This is a genomic window from Gordonia aichiensis NBRC 108223 (assembly GCF_000332975.1).
Classification (GTDB): domain Bacteria; phylum Actinomycetota; class Actinomycetes; order Mycobacteriales; family Mycobacteriaceae; genus Gordonia; species Gordonia aichiensis.
The window spans coordinates 1-19,995 of record NZ_BANR01000003.1; the positions used below are offsets into that span (position 1 = coordinate 1).

Genomic DNA, 19,995 nt, shown 5'->3' on the forward strand with positions numbered 1-19,995 from the left:
CAGCAGAGGTCGCTGCCGCGTTGGCATAGGCCTCTCGCGGTGGGTTGGTGGGCCGCCGAGGTTGCTGCCGCGTTGGCATAGGTTCGTTTCACTCAGCGCGGCGGCCGGTGCACTCACCGTCCACCCAGCTGCGTTCATTACGCTTGGGGTATGTCGCAATTTCTTGATCCGCGTCGCGACCCCGGGTCATCGCAGGCCGATGGAACCCACGAGCGTCCGAAGCTGGCCGACTCGGTGGCCATCGCATGCGAACTGTGGATCGTGGTGGTCATCGCCAGGACGGTGACAGCCATCGCGCAGTACCCGACCCTGCGCAAGGCCATGGAGCACCGGGTCGCCGACCTCCCCGCCGACACACCGCGCAGCGAGGTCGACATGCTGACCTCGACGGGCTTTCTCGTCACCGCGACGGCCATCACCGCGGTCGTGCTGGCCGCGATCACCCTCACCTTCGTGTTCTTCGTCCGCAAGGGATACAACTGGGCGCGGATCCTCTTGGGCGCGATGGGCGTCTTCGTCCTCATCGACATGGTCTTCTCGCTGATCGCGGGAGTCGACCCGTGGTGGGTCGGAATCCCGTTGATCGTCGGCGGGATCGCCGCACTCGGTGCGACCATCCTGCTGCTGCGGCGTGAGTCCGACGCCTACTGCCGCGCTATGGCGGAATACCGCCGACCCCGCCCCGCTGCCCAACCGTGGCCGCCCCAGCAGTATCCGCCCCAGCCGTACCCGAGCCAGCCCTATTCGAGCCAGCAGTATCCGCCCCAGTCGTACCCCTCTCCGTACGACGGCACGCAGAACCCTTATGGCCAGCCTCCCCACGGTCAACCATCCACACAGCGGCCGGCGGAGCCCACCGCGTATCCGCAGAATCCGGCGTCGTCGACGTCGTGGGAAGAGGAGGCGCGTCGTCGTGGCTGGCAGCCTCCGTCCGGGGGCGGCCAGACATCTCCTCACGAGGGCGCCAATCCTGCCAGCATGCCGTCGGGATCACGCGATGGCGACTACCCTTCCGGACAAGAGAGCCGATCCGACGGTGCGGCTCCCGACAGCCACCAGAACGAGCCGACGCCGCAGGGCGTGCCATCGACAGACAGAAAGCAAAGCAGTGACCCTTCCTGACGCAAGCACACGCCCGAAAATGGTGACCTGGGCGTATCGGTGCTGGATCGCATCCGGCGTGTTGTTGGGAGTGCTCGGAGCTGTCGACATCGTGGCGGGCATCTTCGGCACCGGACCGACGCTGTTGCCCATCGGCATCGGGATCATCGTGATCGCCGTCGGTGTGGCCTACGTGCTCCTCGGTAGCAAGGCGTACGTCGGGGATGCGCGCTGGCGCTCGTCGCTGGCGGCTCTCACGCTCGTCGTGGTGATCATGCTGGTCTTCTTGAGCTTCGGCTATCCGGCACTCGCATTCACGCTGCTCGCCGCCGTCATCGGATTGTTCGGATCGCTGCTCGCTTATCGCCCCGAGGCCGATACCTGGTTCAACGCGGGCAGCCCTCCCGAATGCCCCGAGAAGTCGACGTCGGGCAAGTCGAGGGCCGGGGTCAGCGGCCGCACTGCGGGCAAGAGCCGCCCCGGCGGGAACGCCCGGCCGTCGGAGAAGCGGTCGGGTGACAAAGGGTCGACGACCAAGGGCTCCACGGCCAAGGGCTCCACGGCCAAAGGCTCCACGACCGCCCGGAACAAGCAGAACCACAAGCGGGGCATTGCGTGACACCAGCCGCTGACGATCCCGCCGATCGCACCGACAGTGCCGTAGAAGCCACCGACAGCTCTGCGGAACCTGCCGAGAGCACCGCGGAAGCCACCGACGAGCCCACCGAAGCCCCCGACGAATCCGCGGAAGCCACTGACGGCCCTGACGAATCCGCGGAAGCCACCGACGAGTCCACCGAAGCCGCCGACAGCGCCGCGGCGCGGATCCCGCCGCCCGAGAAACGGGGCGAGACACTGTTCGTCGAGCAGGGTGGAAGCTGGTGGGTCGTGGCGATCGGGCCGGTGCTCGCGGGCGCTGTGCTGGCAATGGACATCGTCGGCCCAGGACGCGTGCACTGGCTGTGGATCTCGATTCTCGGCGCGATCGTCACGCTGTTCTCGGTCGTGCAGGTGTATGCAGCACGACGACACGTGGGCGTCGAACTGACCGAGGCCACACTGCAGCAGGGCACGTCGCTGCTGCCGCTCTCCGACATCGCGACCGTTTATCCGGCCAACAACGGTAGCGAGCACGAGAAGTGGGAGAGCGCTCCCGCACTCGGCGAACTCGCGGGTGTTCCGCGACGACGCAAGGGTGTCGGCGTGAAGCTTGTCGACGGCAAGCTCGCCCAGGCGTGGGCGCGCGACGTCGACCGATTCCGTCAGGAACTCACCGAGGCGCACCTCGCGGCGCGCCTCGGTGTTCGTCCTCGGGAAACGGGGAAGTGACCAGACGACCAGTCAGTGGTTCTCGATCATCGGTGCACGCATGAGTTCGTCGGGGATTCCGAACGCGTCGACGAGCGTGGCCGCGTAGGGGCGTAGGTCGCTGCAGAGCTCGTTGACACCACGTCGAATCGCCTTGGCGCGCTCCACCGAGATGTGTCGGTGCATCATGAACCAACCGAGGTCGGCCTCGAGTGCCGAGTAGACGAACAGGTCGCACACCTTGCCGAGGACCTCGGCCGCAGCGCGGGAGTCGCAGTCGTTGATGGCTTGGACGAAGGCCTCCAACACGATCCGTTCGGTGCGTGCCTGCCCGACCTTGAGCAGGTGGTCCTGCGCGTTGTTGAACACCTCGAAGGCGTCGTTGTCGTCGTCGGTGGCCCGACGCAGACGTTGCGCACAGGTGCGCACCAGATGGTCCTCGCGATTGCGGAACAGTCGTAGCTGTGTTCCGCGATTGGTCAGCGCCGATTTCTCGGTGTCTTCGTCGGAGCTTTCCAGCAGGGTCTGAACCACCTGTCGCGCAGCGGTTTTCTCGACGACGACGTCGCGAGCCATCGACGCGATGAACCGCACCCAACCGCCTGCCGAGAGGCCCTGGACGTCATCGGCGTACGCCGACAGCACTTCCTTGGCGATGAGCTGGGTGAGGACGGTGTTATCGCCCTCGAAGGTGGTGAACACGTCGATGTCGCCGCGGATGATGGAGATCTGGTTCTCGTCGAGATAGCCTGCGCCGCCGCACGCTTCGCGAGAAACGTTGATCGCGTGGGAGGCATGCCAGGTGGCGTATGCCTTGAGTCCTGCGGCGTTGGCCTCGAGTTCGCGCTGGCGTCCCGCCTTGGAGTCATCGGCCGAGCCGTCGGGCGATTCGGCAGGCGTGTCGGACTGCACCTCGTGCAGTTCCTCGGTGAGTTCGTTCTGCGCGAACGCGATCGCGTACGACTTCGCGATCAGCGGTAGCAGCTTGCGCTGGTGGCCCAGATAGTCGAGGACGACGATCTCGTCGTCTCCGCCGGGAGCGTCGAATTGCCTGCGCACCAGGCCGTAACGTGTCGCGATCGCCAGTGCTTTACGCGACGCCGCGCCCGCTGTGGCCGCAACCGTGATCCGACCGCGGATGAGCGTGCCGAGCATGGTGAAGAACCGTCGGTTCGGGTTCTCGATCGGTGACGAGTATGTGCCGTCGTCGGCGACATCGGCATACCTGTTGAGCAGATTGTCCTTCGGGATGCGCACCTCGTCGAACATGATGCGCCCGTTGTCGACGCCCGGGAGGCCGCCTTTGTAACCGCAGTCGCTCGTCGTCACGCCTGGGAGGTCGTTGCCGTCGGCGTCGCGGATCGGGACCACGAAGCAGTGCACGCCATAGCTTTCGGGTTCCTGGCCGGGGCCGGCGGTGATCAGCTGAGCGAACACCGACGCCATCCGGGCGTGCTCGGCGGCGCCGCCGATGTAGTCCTTGCGCGCAGAAGGGGTCGGGGAGTGGATGACGAACTCCTTGGTGGCCGCGTCGTAGGTCGCGGTTGTCTCGAGCTCCTGCACGTTCGAGCCGTGGCCGGTCTCGGTCATGGCGAAGCAGCCGAGGAGGTCGAGACTGATGGTGTCGGCCACGTACTTCTCGTGATGGCGTGCGGTGCCGAGGTTTTCGACGGCTCCTCCCCACAGTCCCCACTGCACGCCTGCTTTGACCATCAGCGAGAGGTCGGCGTAACCCAACATCTCGATGGCTGTGATCGACGCTCCGACGTCGCCTGTGCCGCCGTGGTCGGCGCCGAAACCGGCGGCCGCAAAGCCTTCCTCGGACAGTTCGCGCATCTCGTCGAGAACGCGCGCACGCGCCTGCTCAAGGGTTCGGGACGGGTCGGGCAGTAGGTCGGCGCGGTTGGCGCGGCGTCGAACGTCGTCACGGGTCGCCCGCCAGCGCCCGTCGAGGACGTAACGGAGATTGTCGACGAGCAGTTCGCGTTCGTCGTCTGACAGTGCGCCTGCGTCGTCTGCCGATGCGGGCCGCGTCTCGTCGACGGGCGCGTCGTCGGATGTCTGCGGCAGGGGACTCTCGGTTGTCGACATGCCTCCACGTTACGGACCGATACGCCGTGCGTGTCGATTACCGCAGAGGAAGCGATCTTCGCGTGACGGGTGGCGAGGTTCGTGGTGTGATTCATATCGTAGGAGCACGCCAATGTCGCGGGCCTCACCCGCGTGCCATCGAAGCTCACCTGGGAGATCACTGTGTCGTCACCGACCACCGATGCCGCCGCCGTTACCGCAGAACTCGACGCCGAATTCGGGCGTATCGACTGCGGCACCGCCAACCGCTCGGAGATGACGCCGTTGCGTTTCCTGCAACGGTCGGTGGAGGTGTTCGGTCAGCGCACTGCCGTCCGGTATGGCGCACGGTCGATGACGTATGCAGAACTCGGAGACGAGGTGCAGCGCCTCGCGCGCGTGCTCACGTCGACGATCGCGCCGGGCGAACGGATCGCCTACCTTGCACCCAACGTGCCCGAGTTGCTCGTCGCGCATTTCGCGGTACCGCTCGCCGGCGGCGTGCTGGTCGCACTCAACTCACGCCTGGCAGGGCCCGAACTCGTGTACATCCTGAATCACGCCGGAGTCACCACTCTGTTCTTCGACGCCGAGTTCCGACACACCGTCGCCTCCATCGCCGACGAGGTCCCCGAGGTTGCGACCTATGTCGAGATCACCGATGCCGAGTTCGGCCCGCTGCCGGGCGACGTCGACGCATCAGGGATCGGCGGACTGCGCTCGTACGCCGAGTTTCTCGCGGGTGCAGACCACCTCGATCCGACGCCGCTGCCGTGGACCGTCGACGACGAGGATCGCGTGATCAGCCTCAACTACACCTCGGGGACGACGGGCAAGCCCAAGGGGGTGATGTACACGCATCGGGGCGCCTATCTCAACGCGCTCGGCGAAATGCATCACAACCAGTTCACCGGCAGCACCAGATATCTGTGGACACTGCCGATGTTCCACTGCAACGGCTGGTGCACTCCCTGGGCGGTTACCGCGGCGTCGGCGATGCACGTATGTCTTCGGCAGGTGCGTGCCGACGCGGTGTGGGACGCGATCGACGACCTGGGCGTCACCAATCTCTGCGGTGCCCCAACGGTTCTCATCACGATTGCGGGATCACCACGCGCACATCGGCTCGACACCCCGCTGCGCATCACGACAGCAGGCGCACCGCCGTCGCCGACGGTGATCGCGGCACTCGGCGCCCTCGACATCGCTGTTGTCCACGTCTACGGGCTCACCGAAAGCTATGGGCCGTACACGATCTGCGAGTACCAGGAGGCCTGGGACGACCTCGATCCCGCCGACCGAGCGGCGAAGCTGTCGCTGCAGGGTGTGGGGATGGTGCAGGCGGAGCCCGCGCGTGTCGTCGAACGGGGCGTGGTCCCGCTTGTCGACGTTCCCGCCGATGGAACGACCATCGGTGAAATCGTGTTGCGCGGCAACAACATCATGGCCGGCTACTTCAAGGACCCTGACGCGACACGAGAAGCGTTCGAAGGGGGATGGTTTCATACCGGCGACCTCGGTGTGATGCACAGTGACGGCTACATCCAATTACGCGATCGGGCGAAGGACATCATCATCTCCGGCGGAGAGAACATCTCGACGATCGAGGTCGAACAGGCCCTGGTGAGTCACGATGCGGTGCTTGATGTCGCCGTGGTGGGGGTACCGGACGAGAAGTGGGGAGAGCGGGCGCGCGCGTACGTGCTCCTGAAGGATGGGCGGTCGCTGAGCTCCGACGAGTTGATCGACTACGCAAGGACGCTGCTCGCGGGCTACAAGATTCCGCGCGACATCGTCTTCGCCGACGAGTTGCCGCGGACCTCGACGGGCAAGGTGCTCAAGTTCGAGCTACGCAAGCAGGCCCAGGACTGAGACTCAGGCCGCAAACCGGGCCAGCAGATCTGCTCTGACGGCAGGCGGTACGAGGTCGTCGACGACGGCCAGCGTCGTCGCGGCGAATTGCCTTGTCCTGACTGACAATATGCAACCGTCATGGGTGACGTTGGTGATCACCGACGCGTGGATCGATGTGGTGACGCCACCGGTGACGACGGTGATGCGATCGATCGAGAACTCGGCCGACATCGGGGTTCCCGCCGGTGCGCAGCGTGCCCAGACCGCGTGAACACGACGGTACGTCGTGAAGGGAATGAGGACGGCCATCAGTGTGATGAAGAGTCCTACGCTCAACAGCGCACTCGACGTCGAATCGGGATCGATCACCATGAACACCGCGCCGAGCACGCCAAACACGATGCCCAGGCCGCCGATCACCGCAATCTGACGGATGATCTGCCTCTTCATACCGATCACCACGGACTTGGCCACGCGCGAGGACAGGTCCGGTCCTGCGATCATCTCCGTGCGGACCACGCCCGTGGGTTGAGGTCGCGGTGTGGCACCGAAGGCGGCCGTCGGCGCGAACGTGTCGGGTTCTGACGGAGTTGGCACGGTCACAGGGGCTCCTCGGTGGGCTGGGTCGACGTCGACACCGTAGCGGACACCGGCACTCGTGGACGGACGCCGCGCTGCGGGCTCATTCTGATGACCGACGGCGACGCGATTGCGACACGTCCCGCGCTGCGGCGATACTGGAAACATGGCACGGAGTGACACAGAGGGCGGATCGGCCGATCTCAGAACCCAGGTCGTCGCTGCGTCGATCAGGCTTTTCAGCGAGAACGGATACGAGTCGACGACGGTCGATCAGATCGCGGCCGCAGCCGGTGTCTCGCGGCGAACCCTGTTCCGGCAGTTCAGATCCAAAGAAGACATGATCTTCGCCGATCACGAGGAGTTGTTGACCGAGGTGGCTCGGCAACTCGCCGACAGCGACGAGGTCGACGCCCCGACCGCGGTGTGCGCCGCCGCGGAGCTGGTGTTCATGCACTTTCACGCTGGCCGTGACCTGGCGGTTCGACGCATGGAGGTGGTGTCGAAGGTGCCGGCGCTACGCGAGCGGGAGTTGGTGACGACGTATCGATATCAACGGGTTTTCGAGGAGTTCCTCCGCGATCGAATGCCTGACGAACGCCCGGTCGACATCGTCGCGTTCGCCGCTGCGATCACGTCTGCGCACAACTACCTGCTGCGATCGATGATCCGCGGGGAGGAGGGCGCGACGCTGGACCGCCTGCGCCGCGACCTCACCCGCATTCGTGTGGCTCTCGGTGCCACCGGTCGGCCCGAGGTAGCCGTCATCACGTTCCGCGCGGGTACGTCGGCCGACGAGATCGCGCGCGCTGTCGAGAGAGAGGTGGACGCGCACCGGGCCTAGTGGTGCGACGATGGGCTGATGGTCGACCCGAACGACGACGCCGCGTGGAATGAGCACGCGCGTGCGGAGACCACGACGCAACGTCTCGACCGCAACTGGTCAGGACTGCTGCAGGAGTTGCGCGTGGTGCAGACGGGAGTGCAGATCCTGACGGGATTCCTGCTCACGCTGCCCTTCCAGAGCGGCTTCGCGGCGCTCGACAGCGGTATGAAGGCGGTGTATCTGGTGACAGTCTCAGCGGCGATGGCTGCGGCGATACTGCTGGCGGCTCCGGTTGCACTGCACCGGATGTTGTTCCGTCGCCACCAACTCGGTCTCATCGTCGGCGCCGCGCACCGACTGTCGTACGTGGGGCTGGTGTTGCTCGGCATCGCGCTCTCGGGAGCGACTCTCGTCGTTTTCGATGCCGCGACGTCATCGCTCATCCTGGCGGTGTGCGCGGGAGGCGCAGTTGCCGTGCTCTTCACGATCCTCTGGCTGGTCGTGCCCCTCGCACTGCGCACTAGTATCGGCGCTGAGGTTGGGGGCGGGGAGCACGACACGTGACCGCGACAGCGAACCGACGTGGCACCGAGTGTCGACAGCGATCGGCGCATGAGCGTATCCTGGCACTCAGTGTCGCATGTTCACCTTGAGATTCTGAGGAGCCACCATGGGTTACGGAAATCCCGATTTCCACGTCTTCGAACTGCCGGAGGAGCACATCGCCCTGCGTGAGGCGATCCGCGCCCTCGCCGAGAAGGAGATCGAGCCGCACGCCAAAGACGTCGACGAGAACGCACGCTTCCCGCACGAGGCCCTCGACGCGCTCGTCGCGTCCGGCTTCAACGCCATTCACGTGCCGGAGGAGTACGACGGCCAGGGTGCCGATTCGATCGCCGCGTGCATCGTCATCGAAGAGGTGGCGCGCGTCGACGCGTCGGCGTCGCTGATCCCGGCGGTCAACAAGCTCGGCACGATGGGCCTCATCCTCAACGGGTCCGAGGACCTCAAGAAGCAGGTGCTGCCGTCTATTGCCTCCGGCGAGGCGATGGCGTCGTATGCGCTCTCCGAGCGTGAGGCGGGCTCCGACGCCGCGTCGATGAAGACCCGCGCCCGCAAGGAGGGCGACAACTGGGTCATCAACGGCACCAAGTGTTGGATCACCAACGGCGGCAAGTCCACCTGGTACACCGTGATGGCTGTGACCGACCCGGAGAAGGGCGCCAACGGAATCTCGGCGTTCATGGTGCACAAGGACGATCCCGGCTTCACCGTCGGTCCGCTCGAGAAGAAGCTGGGCATCAAGGGGTCGCCGACGGCGGAACTGTACTTCGAGGACTGCACCATCCCGGCCGACCGCATCATCGGCGAGGAGGGCACCGGCTTCAAGACCGCGCTGCAGACCCTCGACCACACCCGCCCGACAATCGGCGCGCAGGCCGTCGGTATCGCGCAGGGCGCACTCGACGCTGCAATCGCATATGTCAAGGAGCGCAAGCAGTTCGGTAAGCCGATCAGCTCGTTCCAGGGTGTCGAGTTCATGATCGCCGACATGGCGATGAACCTCGAGGCCGCACGCCTCATGGTCTACACCTCGGCGGCGCGCGCCGAGCGGGGCGAGAAGAACCTCGGCTTCATCAGCTCGGCGTCGAAGTGCTTCGCGTCCGACGTCGCGATGCAGGTGACCACCGACGCCGTGCAACTGTTCGGCGGCGCGGGCTACACGCGCGACTTCCCGGTCGAGCGCATGATGCGCGACGCCAAGATCACCCAGATCTATGAGGGCACCAATCAGATCCAGCGCGTCGTGATGAGCCGCGCTCTGCTGCGCTGACGCCCGATCACTCGTAGGCACAACATAATTCACGACGACGCCCCCGCTCGGTCCGCGAACCCGAGCGGGGGCGTCGTCGTCGCGAAGCAGGTGTGCTCACGTCAGCCGCGCGCGTGCCTCCTGCGGGGTGACCGTGGACTCCGTCAGCGGCGGCATGCCGCGGAAATGCTGTGCGTACACCGCGCGTGTCATCGGGAGAGAGCGCAGGGCCGCGAGCGTGACGTGTGGTCTGGCGGCAATCCGGATCGCCTGCTGCACCAGCGGCCGATAGGCGACGTCGACGATGCTCGGCTGGTCCATGTCACCGAGTTCACGCATCCACCGTGGCAGGGTGGCGATGACGGCCGGCGCCGTGAAATTGCTCAGTACTGCGAACTGAGCATTGCTCTGCGACAACGGTGTTCGCAGAAGGTAGTGCATTCCGCGTCGGGCACGCTCCGACGTGCACAGCCGTGGACGGACTGCCGCGAAGTAGTCGTGAATGCCGTCGCGGTCGGCCGGAACGGCTGCTGGGTCGAAGGTCTGCAACTGCGCGGCGACAGCGCATTCGGCCCAGTATCGTCGCTCCTCGGTGGGCGTCAACGGCCCCGGCCCGTACATTTCGTAGCACTTGAGTACCGAATGCCAGCCGGTCAGGTGAATCCACAGTTGTGAATCGGGATTGTTCGCGCTGTAACGCTTTCCGCTGATCGGTTCGATACCGGTTGCGCGTGCGTGAACTCGCGTCAGCAGATCCGACGCCTCGACCGCCGATCGCCCGTCGGCGAGCGCCACGATCAGGAAGTACGACAGCGTGCTGTCGAGCCTGCCGCGCGGATCGGTGTAGATGCCTGCCTGATCGGCCACGGCAGCGGTGAGGAATGGGTCGAAATGCTCGAGTACCACCGACCGCTGGAAGGCGATCAGAGAGGTGGGCGACGACCAGACTCGCCAGGTCGGGGAATCAGGTCCGAAGAACCCGTAGTTCTCACGACGGCGAGCGGGGTCGAACGGCCAGCCGCTGTCGGTGAGTGCACGCCGAGGCGGACGCGCAGCGGTCCCGGGTGAGGTGTCATGGATCGGTGCGGTGGCGGTCACGGTGCTCCTCGTGTGTGGACGGCTCGACGGTCCGCCGTCGAATGCAGACGCCCCGAAATATACATAGGTGTAGGAATAGAATCTACAGTTGCGTAGGAAGATGTCAGACCGCGTTGGTCGCCAGATACGGTGGACGAATGAACGCTCCCGCTTCGTCGTCACGACGGCACCGGGCCGAGCACTTGGGGCCCGAGCGGCGTCGACCACAAATTCTCGACGCAGCGCTTGACATCGCGGCCGCACAGGGTATCGCCGGCGTGACGATCGCGTCGGTTGCTGAGCGGCTCGACGTCACGCGTCCGGTCGTCTACTCGTGCTTCGCCAGTCGTGCGGACCTGGTCGACGCCTTGCTCCGGCGCGAGGAGCGATATCTCGACGCACGGCTTTCCGAAGCGGTGCACGAGCGCACGGTCAATGCGGGCGAGGACGTCTTCGTCGAGGGATTCAGTGCGATGCTGCACGTCGTCGTCGATCGTCCGCAGGCGTGGCGACTGGTGTTCGGTCATCCCGATCCGGTCGTGGCGGACCTCGCAGGTTCAGGCAGGGCTGCGATGGTCGCGAGATGTACACGCCTGCTTGAGCCCACGTTGTCGGCATGGGGGATCGACGACGCGCAGACCAAACTGCCTGCACTGGTGGAGTTGTGGGTATCTGCGGGGGAGGGGGCAGTGCGTACGCTGCTGGCCGACGACACCTGGACTCCGGAGTCGCTCGGCGGTGTCGTCGGCGCTGCTGTCTACCGAGCGTTGCGCGGAGCCTAACCGGCGTAGGCGGGTTGGAACTGAAGGTTCGCGTGCTGTGTCTTCGCTGCGTCGCGGAAGTTTTTCATCGCCCGCGGCACAGGGATGCCGACGTCACGCACGATGTTGAGGTGACCTCAGCTGAGCGCGACGTACTTGACCGTCAGGTACTCCTCGATGCCCTCGGAGCCGCCCTCGCGGCCGATGCCCGACTGCTTCACGCCGCCGAAGGGGGCCGCGACGTCGGAGATCACGCCACGGTTGACCCCGACCATCCCGACGTCGAGCTTCGACGCCACGCGCATGCTGCGGTCGAGGTCGCGGGTGAAGAAGTAGCCGGCCAGGCCGTACTCGGTCGAGTTGGCTGCTGCGATCGCCTCGTCCTCCGACTCGAACGTGCTCACCACCGCGACGGGACCGAAGATCTCGTCGCGGGTGACCGGTGCGTATGCGTCGACCTGATCGACGACCGTCGCCGGGTAGAAGTAGCCCTTACCGTCGGGGATCTTGCCGCCCAGCCGGACGCGGCCGCCGTGTGCAACAGCGGAATCCACTGCGGCGGCGACCTTGCCGCGCTGTGCCGCGGTGACGAGCGGACCGAGCGTGACGCCCTCCTCGTAGCCTGGTCCGAGCCGCACAGCCGACATCTTCTCGATCAGCTTGTCGGTGAACTCCTCGGCAACCCCGGACTGCACCAGGAAGCGGTTCGCGGCGGTGCACGCCTCGCCGCCGTTGCGCATCTTTGCAAGGAATGCGCCCTCGACTGCCTTGTCGACGTCCGCATCGTCGAACACGAGGAACGGGGCGTTGCCGCCGAGTTCCATCGACGTGCGCTGCACGCGTTCCGCCGCCTGGGCCATGAGGTTGCGGCCGACCGGTGTCGAGCCGGTGAAGCTGATCTTACGAATGCGGTCGTCGGTGATGATCGCCGACGCGACACCGCGCGCATCGATGGTTGGCAGCACGGACAGCACGCCTGCAGGCAGGCCTGCCTCGGCGAAGATCTCGGCCAGGGCGAGCATTGTCAGCGGGGTCTCGTGGGCCGGTTTGACCAGCATCACGTTGCCCGCGGCCAGCGCGGGGCCGATCTTTCGGGTTCCCATGGCGAGTGGGAAGTTCCACGGCGTGATCGCCAGCGACGGTCCGACGGGCCCGTGGCTCACCAGGATTCGACCTGTCCCGCCGGGAGACTGTGTGCAGCGGCCGTCGATCCGGACGGCCTCCTCGGCGAACCAGCGCAGGAATTCGTTGCCGTACTTCGTTTCCGAGAGGCTGTCGGGCAGTGCCCGACCGAGCTCGAGTGTCATGAGCATCGCGAGGCTGTCGGCTCGATCGGCAACCAGTTCGAAAGCGCGACGCAGGATTTCACCGCGCTCACGGGCCGGGGTGGCGGCCCATGAGTCGGCGACGGCGACGGCACGGTCGAGCGCGTGCACGGCATCGTCGACGCTCGCGTCGGCAACCGACACCAGCGATTCCTCGGTGGCCGGATTGATGACGTCGAATGTCTTGCCGCCCTTGGCCTCGACCTCCCGGCCGTCGATCCAGAGACCGGTGGGTACTCCGTCGAGCACGGCCTGTGGGTCAAGCACCTGAGTGCTGGTCATGCGAATTCCCTTCGTGATGGCAGTGGGTCGGGGGCGAAGCCTCGACGTCGAGAGAGGGGTTACGGTCGAAGAAGCCGAACGGCTTGAGCCAGAACGACACGGTGTCGGCCGGCATCACCGGCCAGTCCTCCGGCCGCGTGATGTGATGGATACCGAACGTGTACCAGAGGACGACGTCGGTGTTCTCGATCGGCCGATTGGCTTTGGTCCAGACGCCGAGACCGGTGTCGCGTTCGGACTGGTTGACGAATTCACCCGCGGGCCAGCGCTCGTCTGGATGATTAGGTGTCACCCAGAGGGTATGACCCATGACGGTGGCGCGCTGGAAGATCGGCGACGCCGGGTCGAACATCGCGGGGAACGCGCCCGTGGGCACCAGCTTGTACGCCGGGTTCAGGCCGAGGGCCGTTGTCTTGTTGGGATTGGCGATCTTCCACGACTTCTGCGTCGCGAAGTTCGGATCCTGCATGCCCTCCGACTCGGTGCGCAGCGGCGTGTTCTGCTGCACCAGGCCGAGTCCGAGCGGATTGTCGGGACCCATCGGCTCGACGAGGGTTTCGCTGGCATATACGGTGTTGTCGCTGCCGTCGATGTCGAGGTCCATCCGCGCAACCAGGAAGTGCTGGTGGAACGGCGCGTACGTGCGGTTGTCGATCGTGGTGCCGTGCGGATTCGACGTCACGCCCTCTGGCATCGGTGTGGTCACCATGATGCCGGTGGCGCGCACCTCGCATTCGATGTTGCCGTCCTGATAGAAGCGCCAGTAGACCAGGTACTCGTAATTGGCAACGGTCACATGAAAACTCACCGTCAGCCGACGCATACGACGGACCTCCGCGCCCGCGTCGTGATCGACGTGCTTCCACAGGACGGCGTTGTCTTCCTCGTGGATGCAGATCGCGTTGGTGATCGTGTAGGGCTCACCCGCGCTGTTGTGCAGGGTGGCGTCGAGATACCGGATCTCACCGAGGCAGTCGCAGCCGAGCTCCAGCGACGTCGTCATGAAGCCGAGGCCCCACTCGCCGATATCGAAAGCCGTTCGGCGGTAATGGTCCTCGCTGGGATCGCGATAGGGGACCACCATCTCCGCGAAGGACAGACGATGAGCGATCTTGCGGACGTTGCCGCCGTCGTCATAGGTGACGGTGTGCAGCGTCATGCCCTCGCGATAATTGAATCCCACACGCAGCGACCACTTCTGCCACGTCAGTTGATTGCCGTCGAGTGTGAACGACGGGCCGTCGGGCTGCGTGATCTCCAGCGGCTTGAGCTCGGGTCGGTTGAACGTGTCGCGAATACGCTGCGGGATGTGTCGCGGGACGTACTCGCCCATGACGCTCGGTTGTTCGAAACCGCCGGTGTCCTCGATCCGCAGCAGCTCCATCGTGTTCACGTCGATCACGCAGTGCAGTCCCGACACGGGGTTCGCGTACGGGTTGGAACCCTCGCTGTTGCGAATCCACGTGTCCGACCAGCCGAGACGTCGACCTTTGTACTCCTCGGGGATCACCGCGCCGCCGTAGGTCCAGGTGTCCATGAAAACCGAGTCCAGATCGGTGATCCCGCGCCTGGCCAGCGCCGCCTGGACGTCGGGATGTGCGCGCAGGACGCGGTCGCACTCCTCGAACTCGTCGACGGTGAAGTTCGCCTGAACGTCGGGGATCAGCTCGAACGACTCGACGCTGCCTCCCGAGATCGACACGAACGACTTGTAGGTGGTGTTCTCGCCACTGTTGAAGCAGACAACCACGGCGCGACGCGGCGGTGCAGTGCCGTCGGCGTCGTACGCGGCGAGTTCACTCTTGCTCGGTTCGGCGAGTTCGATCGACGCGTAGCGCCAGCCGTCACCGACACCCTGCTCGGCGCCGAGTATCGCGGTGACGGAACGGAATTCTTCGGCGCTGAGTGGATCGAGGGGATGCATGGCAGAGCTCCTTAACGTAGGGCGACAACCGATTGGGGCACAGCGTTCAGGCGTTGTCCTTGAGCGCCTGACACAGCACCGCCAGGCCATCGCGCAACAGGTCGTCGCCAATGACCAGCGGTGGCAACAGGCGTAGCACGTTGCCGTAGGTGCCGCATGTCAACGCGACGACACCCTGTGCGAGAGCTGTTTTCGCGACGGCGGCAGTCAGGTCGGGGTTGGGGTCGCGCGTTGCTGTTCCGTCCTCGGCAGGCGTGACCAGTTCGACGGCGATCATCGCGCCGCGGCCGCGAATGTCGCCGATGACCGGCAGACCGGCACCGTCGAGCTCGTCCTTGGTGACGGACAGTGCTTCGGTGACGATGGTCTCGATGTGCCGGGCGCGGGCACACAGATCGAGCGATTCCATCTGCTCGATGGCTGCCAACGCCGCCGCACACGCGACGGGATTGCCGCCGTACGTGCCACCGAGTCCGCCGCCGTGCACCGTGTCCATGATGTCGGCGCGACCGGTGACCGCCGACAACGGCATTCCACCGGCAATGCCCTTCGCCATCGTGATGAGGTCGGGTTCGACACCCTCCTGCTCACACGCGAACCATGTTCCCGTACGGGCGAATCCGGCCTGGACCTCGTCGGCGATGAACAGCACGCGATGCGCGGTGCACCACTCGGCCAACGTCGACAGGAATCCCGGTGCGGGAACGATGAATCCGCCCTCGCCCTGGATGGGCTCGATGACAATCGCTGCGGTGGTCTCGGCGCCGACCTGCTTCTCGATCATCGAGATCGCACGCTTGGCCGCGGCGACGCCGTCGCTGCCGAGTTCGTCTCGGTAGGGGTAGCTCATCGGCATCCGGTACACCTCGGGCGCGAACGGTCCGAAGTTGCGCTTGTACGGCATGCTCTTCGCCGTCATCGCCATCGTCAGGTTGGTGCGGCCGTGGTAGGCGTGGTCGAACGTGATGACCGCATTGCGGCGCGTCGACAGTCGCGCGATCTTGACGGCGTTCTCGACGGCTTCTGCACCCGAATTGAACAGCACGGTGCGCTTCTCGAAGTCGCCGGGCGTGAGCTCGTTGAGCTTCTCGGCGACCGCAACGTAACCCTCGTACGGCGTCACCATGAAGCAGGTGTGCGTGAAGTGAGCGGCTTGCTCGGCGACGGCGGCGGCAACGGCTGCGTTGCTCGCGCCCACGGATGTGACCGCGATGCCGGAGCCGAGGTCGATGAGCGAGTTGCCGTCGACGTCGACGATCACACCGCCGTCGGCGTCGGCCGCGAACACGGGGACACTGGAGCCGACGCCCGCAGCGACGGAGGCCAGGCGGCGTGCTCCGATCTCCATCGAGCGTGGGCCGGGAAGTTCGCTGACCAGCTTCCGCTCCTGGGGCAGCCGGTAGACGATGTCGGTTGCTGTGGTCATGGACACCAGTGTTCGCCTGCCGCACCCACCTGCGGACCTGACAACTTGTACATCGTTGCCGCGTTGTGGTGCCACAATGTCCAATCCGCGGTTACGGTGGTGCAGTGACCACGGTTCGATGGCTGATGGCCCAGCGACGGCTCGAACTCTCGCTGCGTGCCGGGGCCGACGGCCTCGACCGCGACCTCGACTGCGCGGTGAGCTCAGAACTCGTCGCCACCGCCGACTGGCTCCAGGGAGGCGAGGTGTTGCTCACCACCGGTCTGCGGCTCGACGCCGACGACGAGGCTGCCCAGCACGAGTTCGTGCGTAGCCTCGACGCCGTCGGTGCCGCGGCGATCGGATTCGGCGTCGGTCTCGGATTCGACGAGGTGCCCGGGGGCCTGCTCGCCGCTGCCGACGAGGTCGGTCTCCCGCTGTTCGAGGTGCCCCTCGCCATACCGTTCTCTGCGATCACCCGCGCGGTTCTCGACCAGATCGCTGCGCAGCGGTCGGCGCGGCTGGTGTCGGCAACACGTGCGCAACCGCGAATGACCAGGGCTGCAACCGCGTCCGGCGCGAAGGGTCTGCTGCGTGAACTCGCCGACGCCGTCGGGCAGCGGGTGACCCTACTCGATGCCGGGCACGCCCCGGTTGCCTACGCACCGGGGCCCGCCACCCCCACGGAGCTCGACCAGCTCCGCGGCGTCGTGATGCGCGACCCGGCTTCGGCGGGTGCCGTTCGCGTAACCGACGACTCGGTGCTGACGGTGGCGCGAGTCGGTTCCGGGACAACGACGTTCGGACATCTCGGAGTGATCGGGTCGAGCCCCCTCGATGACGTCGGCCGCATGCTGATCGGCCACGCTGTGTCACTGCTCGTCATCGAGTACGCCAAGCCGCAACAGGTTCGACGGGATGTCGGCGAGCTGCAGGGTGAGGTGCTCGCGCTCGCCATGGATCGACACATGGGTGAGCGGTCCCGCGAGATACTGCTCCGCGCAGCCGATCCGCATGGCCGGGTTCGTGCAGTGGTGTTCCGCTTCGAGAGTGCCGATGGAGCGCGAGACGGTGCACGACGCCTTGCCGTCGAGTTCGAGCACCGGTGGCGACCGGTGTTCGTGCACCGGCGCGACGACGAGGTCGTCGGGCTGATCCGCGGCGACGATCATGTGCAGTTCGCCACGGGCCTGCTCGGCATGCTCAGCTCCACTGCCGCCGTGCGTGGCGGGCTGGGGCCTGCGGTCGTGGTCGACGACCTCGCCGACTCGGTGCGCCAGGCCAGGCTCTCGTGCCGCTCGGCCGCGGCAGGCCAGCTTCTCGACCTCTATGATCTCCGGTCGCTACTCGCCAGCGACACCGTGCGAGAAGTATTGCGCGACAGCTACACCGAAAGAATCACACCACTCGTCGCGTTCGACGCGGCCAATGCGGGGCATCTGCAGGAAAGCCTGCTCGCCTACCTCGAGGCCAACGGCAACTGGGGCGTGGCCGCCAGCGCGCTCGGAGTGCACCGGCACACCCTGCGCGGCCGCATCGAGCGGATCGAGGACATGCTCGCCGTCGACCTCGCCGACGCCCGCACCCGCGCCGAACTACTGCTGACCCTGCTGAGTGAGAGCACATGACAGACGCCCGATTGTCGAAAGTCGTTGTCCTCGTGGCCTTGCTCGTCGCGCTGGCAGTCGCGGCGACCGCGTGCACCGACGGCACTGGCGATCGCGTCGAGGGCTCCGGCACAGTCGCCGACAGTTCCGAAATGCCCGCCGAGAGCCCCGACGCAACTGCCGACAGCCCCGCGAACCGTAGCGGCACCGCCTATGTCAATCTCGGCGACAGCTACAGTGCCGGAACCGGAGTGCGGCCCCTGGTCGAGGATTCACCGCTGCAGTGTCAGCGGTCGTCGTCGAACTTCGCCCATGTGCTGGCTCAGCGTCGTGGGCTCGCGCTCGACGACGTCAGTTGCGCCGGCGCGACGACGTCGGATTTCTTTGCCGCACAATACTTCGGCGTCGGACCCCAACTCGATGCTCTCGGCAGCGGGACGCGGATCGTGACTCTCATGATCGGCGGCAACGACGGCGACATCTTCTCGGGAACCATCCGTGACTGCGGAGAGGTCGCGGCCGACGATCCGACGGGTTCACCGTGCCGAGCGCGCTACGGCAGCTCGTTCGTCGATCGGGTTCGCGAGCGCACCTATCCCGATGTGGTCAAGGCAGTACGCGCCGTGACGCAACGTGCGCCGCGTGCGCGCGTGCTGGTCGTCGGGTATCCGTGGATTCTGCCCGCCACGACGGGCTGCTACCCGACGATGCGCGTGGCTGCCGGAGATGTCGGATACGTCCGCGACCTGCAGGCGACGCTCAACGACGTGATCGCCAGAGCCGCGCGTGCCACGGGCGGGACATATGTCGACATGTCGGCGGTCTCCGAGGGGCACGATGCGTGCGAGTCCGCGAGCGTTCGGTGGATCGAACCTCAGGTCGGGTCGTCGGCGCCAATCACGGTGCACCCCAACGCTGCGGGACACCAGGCCATCGCCGATCAGGTGGGCGCGGCGCTCGGCCGGTGAACTGCGACGGTGGGGGAGCGACCACACCTGGGAGACGGTCGCGAGCCCGGCAACGGTGACTTCTTGTACTCGGCGCCAGCTCCCACAGGCGCCCCGGGTACTCCACAATCTGGCGTCAGTGCACAGCATCGCACGCGTCCGCGGCATCCGCCGCGCCGGGCGGCACCCGCTCGGCGACGCTGCGGGTTGTGACCGAACTCGAACATGACGACCTCTGGCGCGGAGTTTTCTCCTGGGCGGAGCTGAAGCGCCGCGGATTCAGCCAGGCACAGACCCGGCGGATGGTCGTCGTCGGCGACCTGCGCCAGCTGCGTCGAGGGTGGTACGCCGCGCCGTACGCGGATCCGACGGTCGCCTCGGCTGTCAGCGCCGGCGGCGTCTGCACGTGTGTGAGTGCGCTCGACCTTCATGGTGTGTGGGTTGCGCCATTCGGTCACCTGGTGCACGTGCGCGGACGGAACGTCGCTTCGAACGGATCGGTGGGTACACATCACCTGTGCACGCGCTACGGACGGGCACAACCGGAGATCTATCCACTCGACGACGTGGCGACCGCGCTTGGGTACGCGGTGCGATGCCTCGAGAGCGAGGCGCTCGTGGCCGCCTGCGAGTCCATCCTGCACTTGGGGTTGCTCGAGTTGACCGACCTACAGGCGTTGTTCTCGTCGATGCCCGTCCGGATTCGACAGCTCCTCGACAGGTGCGAGGACTGCGCAGACTCCGGGTCCGAATCGATCTTCGCCTTCCGGCTGAACAGCCTGGGTGTCGCGTTCGAGAGGCAGGTGGAGATTCCCGGCATCGGCAGGGTGGATTTCCTGATCGGCAAGCGGCTGATGTTCAGCTGGGACGAGGTGCTCGAGACGCTCCTGGCGGTGATCCGACGGCGCGATCACCTCAAAGCGTTGGCGGAACCGCCCGAACTGGCACGTGTCGCCGCAGAGACCGGAGGGGATCACGCACTCGGCTACTGGGACGACCCGGACTTTGTCGGTTGCTGACCCACACGCCTGCCCCATGCGCGTCGCACGAGCTTGTCGCAGGTCGCCACACTCCGAGCTCCCTGAGCAGTTCTCCGTGCGGTCACGTGTGCCGCAC

Annotated in this window: 17 protein-coding genes; 11 read left to right on the plus strand and 6 right to left on the minus strand. The window is 66.0% G+C overall.

What is annotated here, in order from left to right:
- The first annotated feature begins 150 nt into the window (after positions 1 to 150).
- The 3 genes from GOACH_RS01520 to mce1N are packed head-to-tail and all read left to right on the plus strand — an operon-like array spanning position 151 to position 2,430.
- Complete coding sequence (locus tag GOACH_RS01520; RefSeq protein ID WP_005169425.1) at positions 151 to 1,122, plus strand: DUF998 domain-containing protein; 972 nt, start codon at positions 151 to 153, stop codon at positions 1,120 to 1,122.
- Positions 1,109 to 1,720 carry a hypothetical protein gene (locus tag GOACH_RS01525; protein WP_005169427.1) on the plus strand — a complete coding sequence of 204 codons (612 nt, stop codon included), beginning with the start codon at positions 1,109 to 1,111 and terminating at the stop codon, positions 1,718 to 1,720. The genes GOACH_RS01520 and GOACH_RS01525 overlap by 14 nt, the downstream gene beginning before the upstream one ends.
- Complete coding sequence (gene mce1N, locus GOACH_RS01530) at positions 1,717 to 2,430, plus strand: transport-regulating membrane protein Mce1N (protein WP_005169428.1); 714 nt, start codon at positions 1,717 to 1,719, stop codon at positions 2,428 to 2,430. The genes GOACH_RS01525 and mce1N overlap by 4 nt, the downstream gene beginning before the upstream one ends.
- A 12-nt stretch (positions 2,431 to 2,442) precedes the next feature.
- On the opposite strand, the gene GOACH_RS01535 is transcribed toward mce1N, so the two are convergent.
- Positions 2,443 to 4,500 carry an acyl-CoA dehydrogenase family protein gene (locus tag GOACH_RS01535; protein WP_005169429.1) on the minus strand — a complete coding sequence of 686 codons (2,058 nt, stop codon included), beginning with the start codon at positions 4,498 to 4,500 and terminating at the stop codon, positions 2,443 to 2,445.
- A gap of 156 nt (positions 4,501 to 4,656) precedes the next feature.
- Between GOACH_RS01535 and GOACH_RS01540 the strand changes: the two genes are divergently transcribed.
- Positions 4,657 to 6,351, plus strand: a complete 1,695-nt coding sequence (locus GOACH_RS01540) for an AMP-binding protein (protein ID WP_040517602.1) — start codon at positions 4,657 to 4,659, stop codon at positions 6,349 to 6,351.
- Between the two features lie 3 nt (positions 6,352 to 6,354).
- Here GOACH_RS01540 and GOACH_RS01545 read toward each other — a convergent pair whose 3' ends face one another.
- Positions 6,355 to 6,936, minus strand: a complete 582-nt coding sequence (locus GOACH_RS01545) for a hypothetical protein (protein ID WP_005169431.1) — start codon at positions 6,934 to 6,936, stop codon at positions 6,355 to 6,357.
- A 142-nt stretch (positions 6,937 to 7,078) separates the two neighbouring features.
- On the opposite strand from GOACH_RS01545, the gene GOACH_RS01550 reads away from it, so the two are divergent.
- The 3 genes from GOACH_RS01550 to GOACH_RS01560 all read left to right on the plus strand — a co-directional run bounded on the left by GOACH_RS01550 (position 7,079) and on the right by GOACH_RS01560 (position 9,572).
- Positions 7,079 to 7,756 (plus strand): TetR/AcrR family transcriptional regulator, encoded by a 678-nt coding sequence (locus GOACH_RS01550; protein ID WP_005169432.1) that lies wholly within the window; start codon positions 7,079 to 7,081, stop codon positions 7,754 to 7,756.
- An 18-nt stretch (positions 7,757 to 7,774) separates the two neighbouring features.
- The gene (locus tag GOACH_RS01555; protein ID WP_005169433.1) at positions 7,775 to 8,302 is read left to right on the plus strand and encodes a DUF6328 family protein; all 528 of its coding nucleotides are present in this window, start codon (positions 7,775 to 7,777) and stop codon (positions 8,300 to 8,302) included.
- 106 nt (positions 8,303 to 8,408) lie between these two features.
- On the plus strand, positions 8,409 to 9,572 hold the full coding sequence (locus GOACH_RS01560) for an acyl-CoA dehydrogenase (protein WP_005169434.1): 1,164 nt from the start codon (positions 8,409 to 8,411) through the stop codon (positions 9,570 to 9,572).
- 96 nt (positions 9,573 to 9,668) lie between these two features.
- Here GOACH_RS01560 and GOACH_RS01565 read toward each other — a convergent pair whose 3' ends face one another.
- Positions 9,669 to 10,649, minus strand: a complete 981-nt coding sequence (locus GOACH_RS01565; protein ID WP_005169435.1) for an oxygenase MpaB family protein — start codon at positions 10,647 to 10,649, stop codon at positions 9,669 to 9,671.
- A 137-nt stretch (positions 10,650 to 10,786) separates the two neighbouring features.
- Here GOACH_RS01565 and GOACH_RS01570 point away from each other — a divergent pair, with 137 nt between their 5' ends.
- Positions 10,787 to 11,410, plus strand: a complete 624-nt coding sequence (locus tag GOACH_RS01570) for a TetR/AcrR family transcriptional regulator (RefSeq protein ID WP_005169437.1) — start codon at positions 10,787 to 10,789, stop codon at positions 11,408 to 11,410.
- A gap of 116 nt (positions 11,411 to 11,526) precedes the next feature.
- Here GOACH_RS01570 and GOACH_RS01575 read toward each other — a convergent pair whose 3' ends face one another.
- From GOACH_RS01575 to gabT, 3 genes are read right to left on the minus strand one after another with little or no spacing between them, the layout of a single operon-like run.
- A complete protein-coding gene (locus GOACH_RS01575; RefSeq protein WP_005169438.1) occupies positions 11,527 to 12,996 on the minus strand; it encodes an NAD-dependent succinate-semialdehyde dehydrogenase in 1,470 nt (489 codons plus the stop codon).
- On the minus strand, positions 12,974 to 14,920 hold the full coding sequence (locus tag GOACH_RS01580) for a primary-amine oxidase (RefSeq protein ID WP_005169442.1): 1,947 nt from the start codon (positions 14,918 to 14,920) through the stop codon (positions 12,974 to 12,976). Before GOACH_RS01580 ends, GOACH_RS01575 begins: the two co-directional genes overlap by 23 nt.
- Before the next feature lie 46 nt (positions 14,921 to 14,966).
- Positions 14,967 to 16,346 carry a 4-aminobutyrate--2-oxoglutarate transaminase gene (gene gabT / locus GOACH_RS01585; protein WP_005169446.1) on the minus strand — a complete coding sequence of 460 codons (1,380 nt, stop codon included), beginning with the start codon at positions 16,344 to 16,346 and terminating at the stop codon, positions 14,967 to 14,969.
- 104 nt (positions 16,347 to 16,450) lie between these two features.
- On the opposite strand from gabT, the gene GOACH_RS01590 reads away from it, so the two are divergent.
- The 3 genes from GOACH_RS01590 to GOACH_RS01600 all read left to right on the plus strand — a co-directional run bounded on the left by GOACH_RS01590 (position 16,451) and on the right by GOACH_RS01600 (position 19,898).
- Positions 16,451 to 17,953: a PucR family transcriptional regulator gene (locus GOACH_RS01590; RefSeq protein ID WP_005169449.1), complete on the plus strand. Its 1,503-nt coding sequence runs from the start codon at positions 16,451 to 16,453 to the stop codon at positions 17,951 to 17,953.
- Positions 17,950 to 18,900 (plus strand): SGNH/GDSL hydrolase family protein, encoded by a 951-nt coding sequence (locus GOACH_RS01595; RefSeq protein ID WP_005169451.1) that lies wholly within the window; start codon positions 17,950 to 17,952, stop codon positions 18,898 to 18,900. Before GOACH_RS01590 ends, GOACH_RS01595 begins: the two co-directional genes overlap by 4 nt.
- Before the next feature lie 188 nt (positions 18,901 to 19,088).
- Complete coding sequence (locus GOACH_RS01600) at positions 19,089 to 19,898, plus strand: type IV toxin-antitoxin system AbiEi family antitoxin domain-containing protein (RefSeq protein ID WP_005169453.1); 810 nt, start codon at positions 19,089 to 19,091, stop codon at positions 19,896 to 19,898.
- Positions 19,899 to 19,995: the final 97 nt, after the last annotated feature.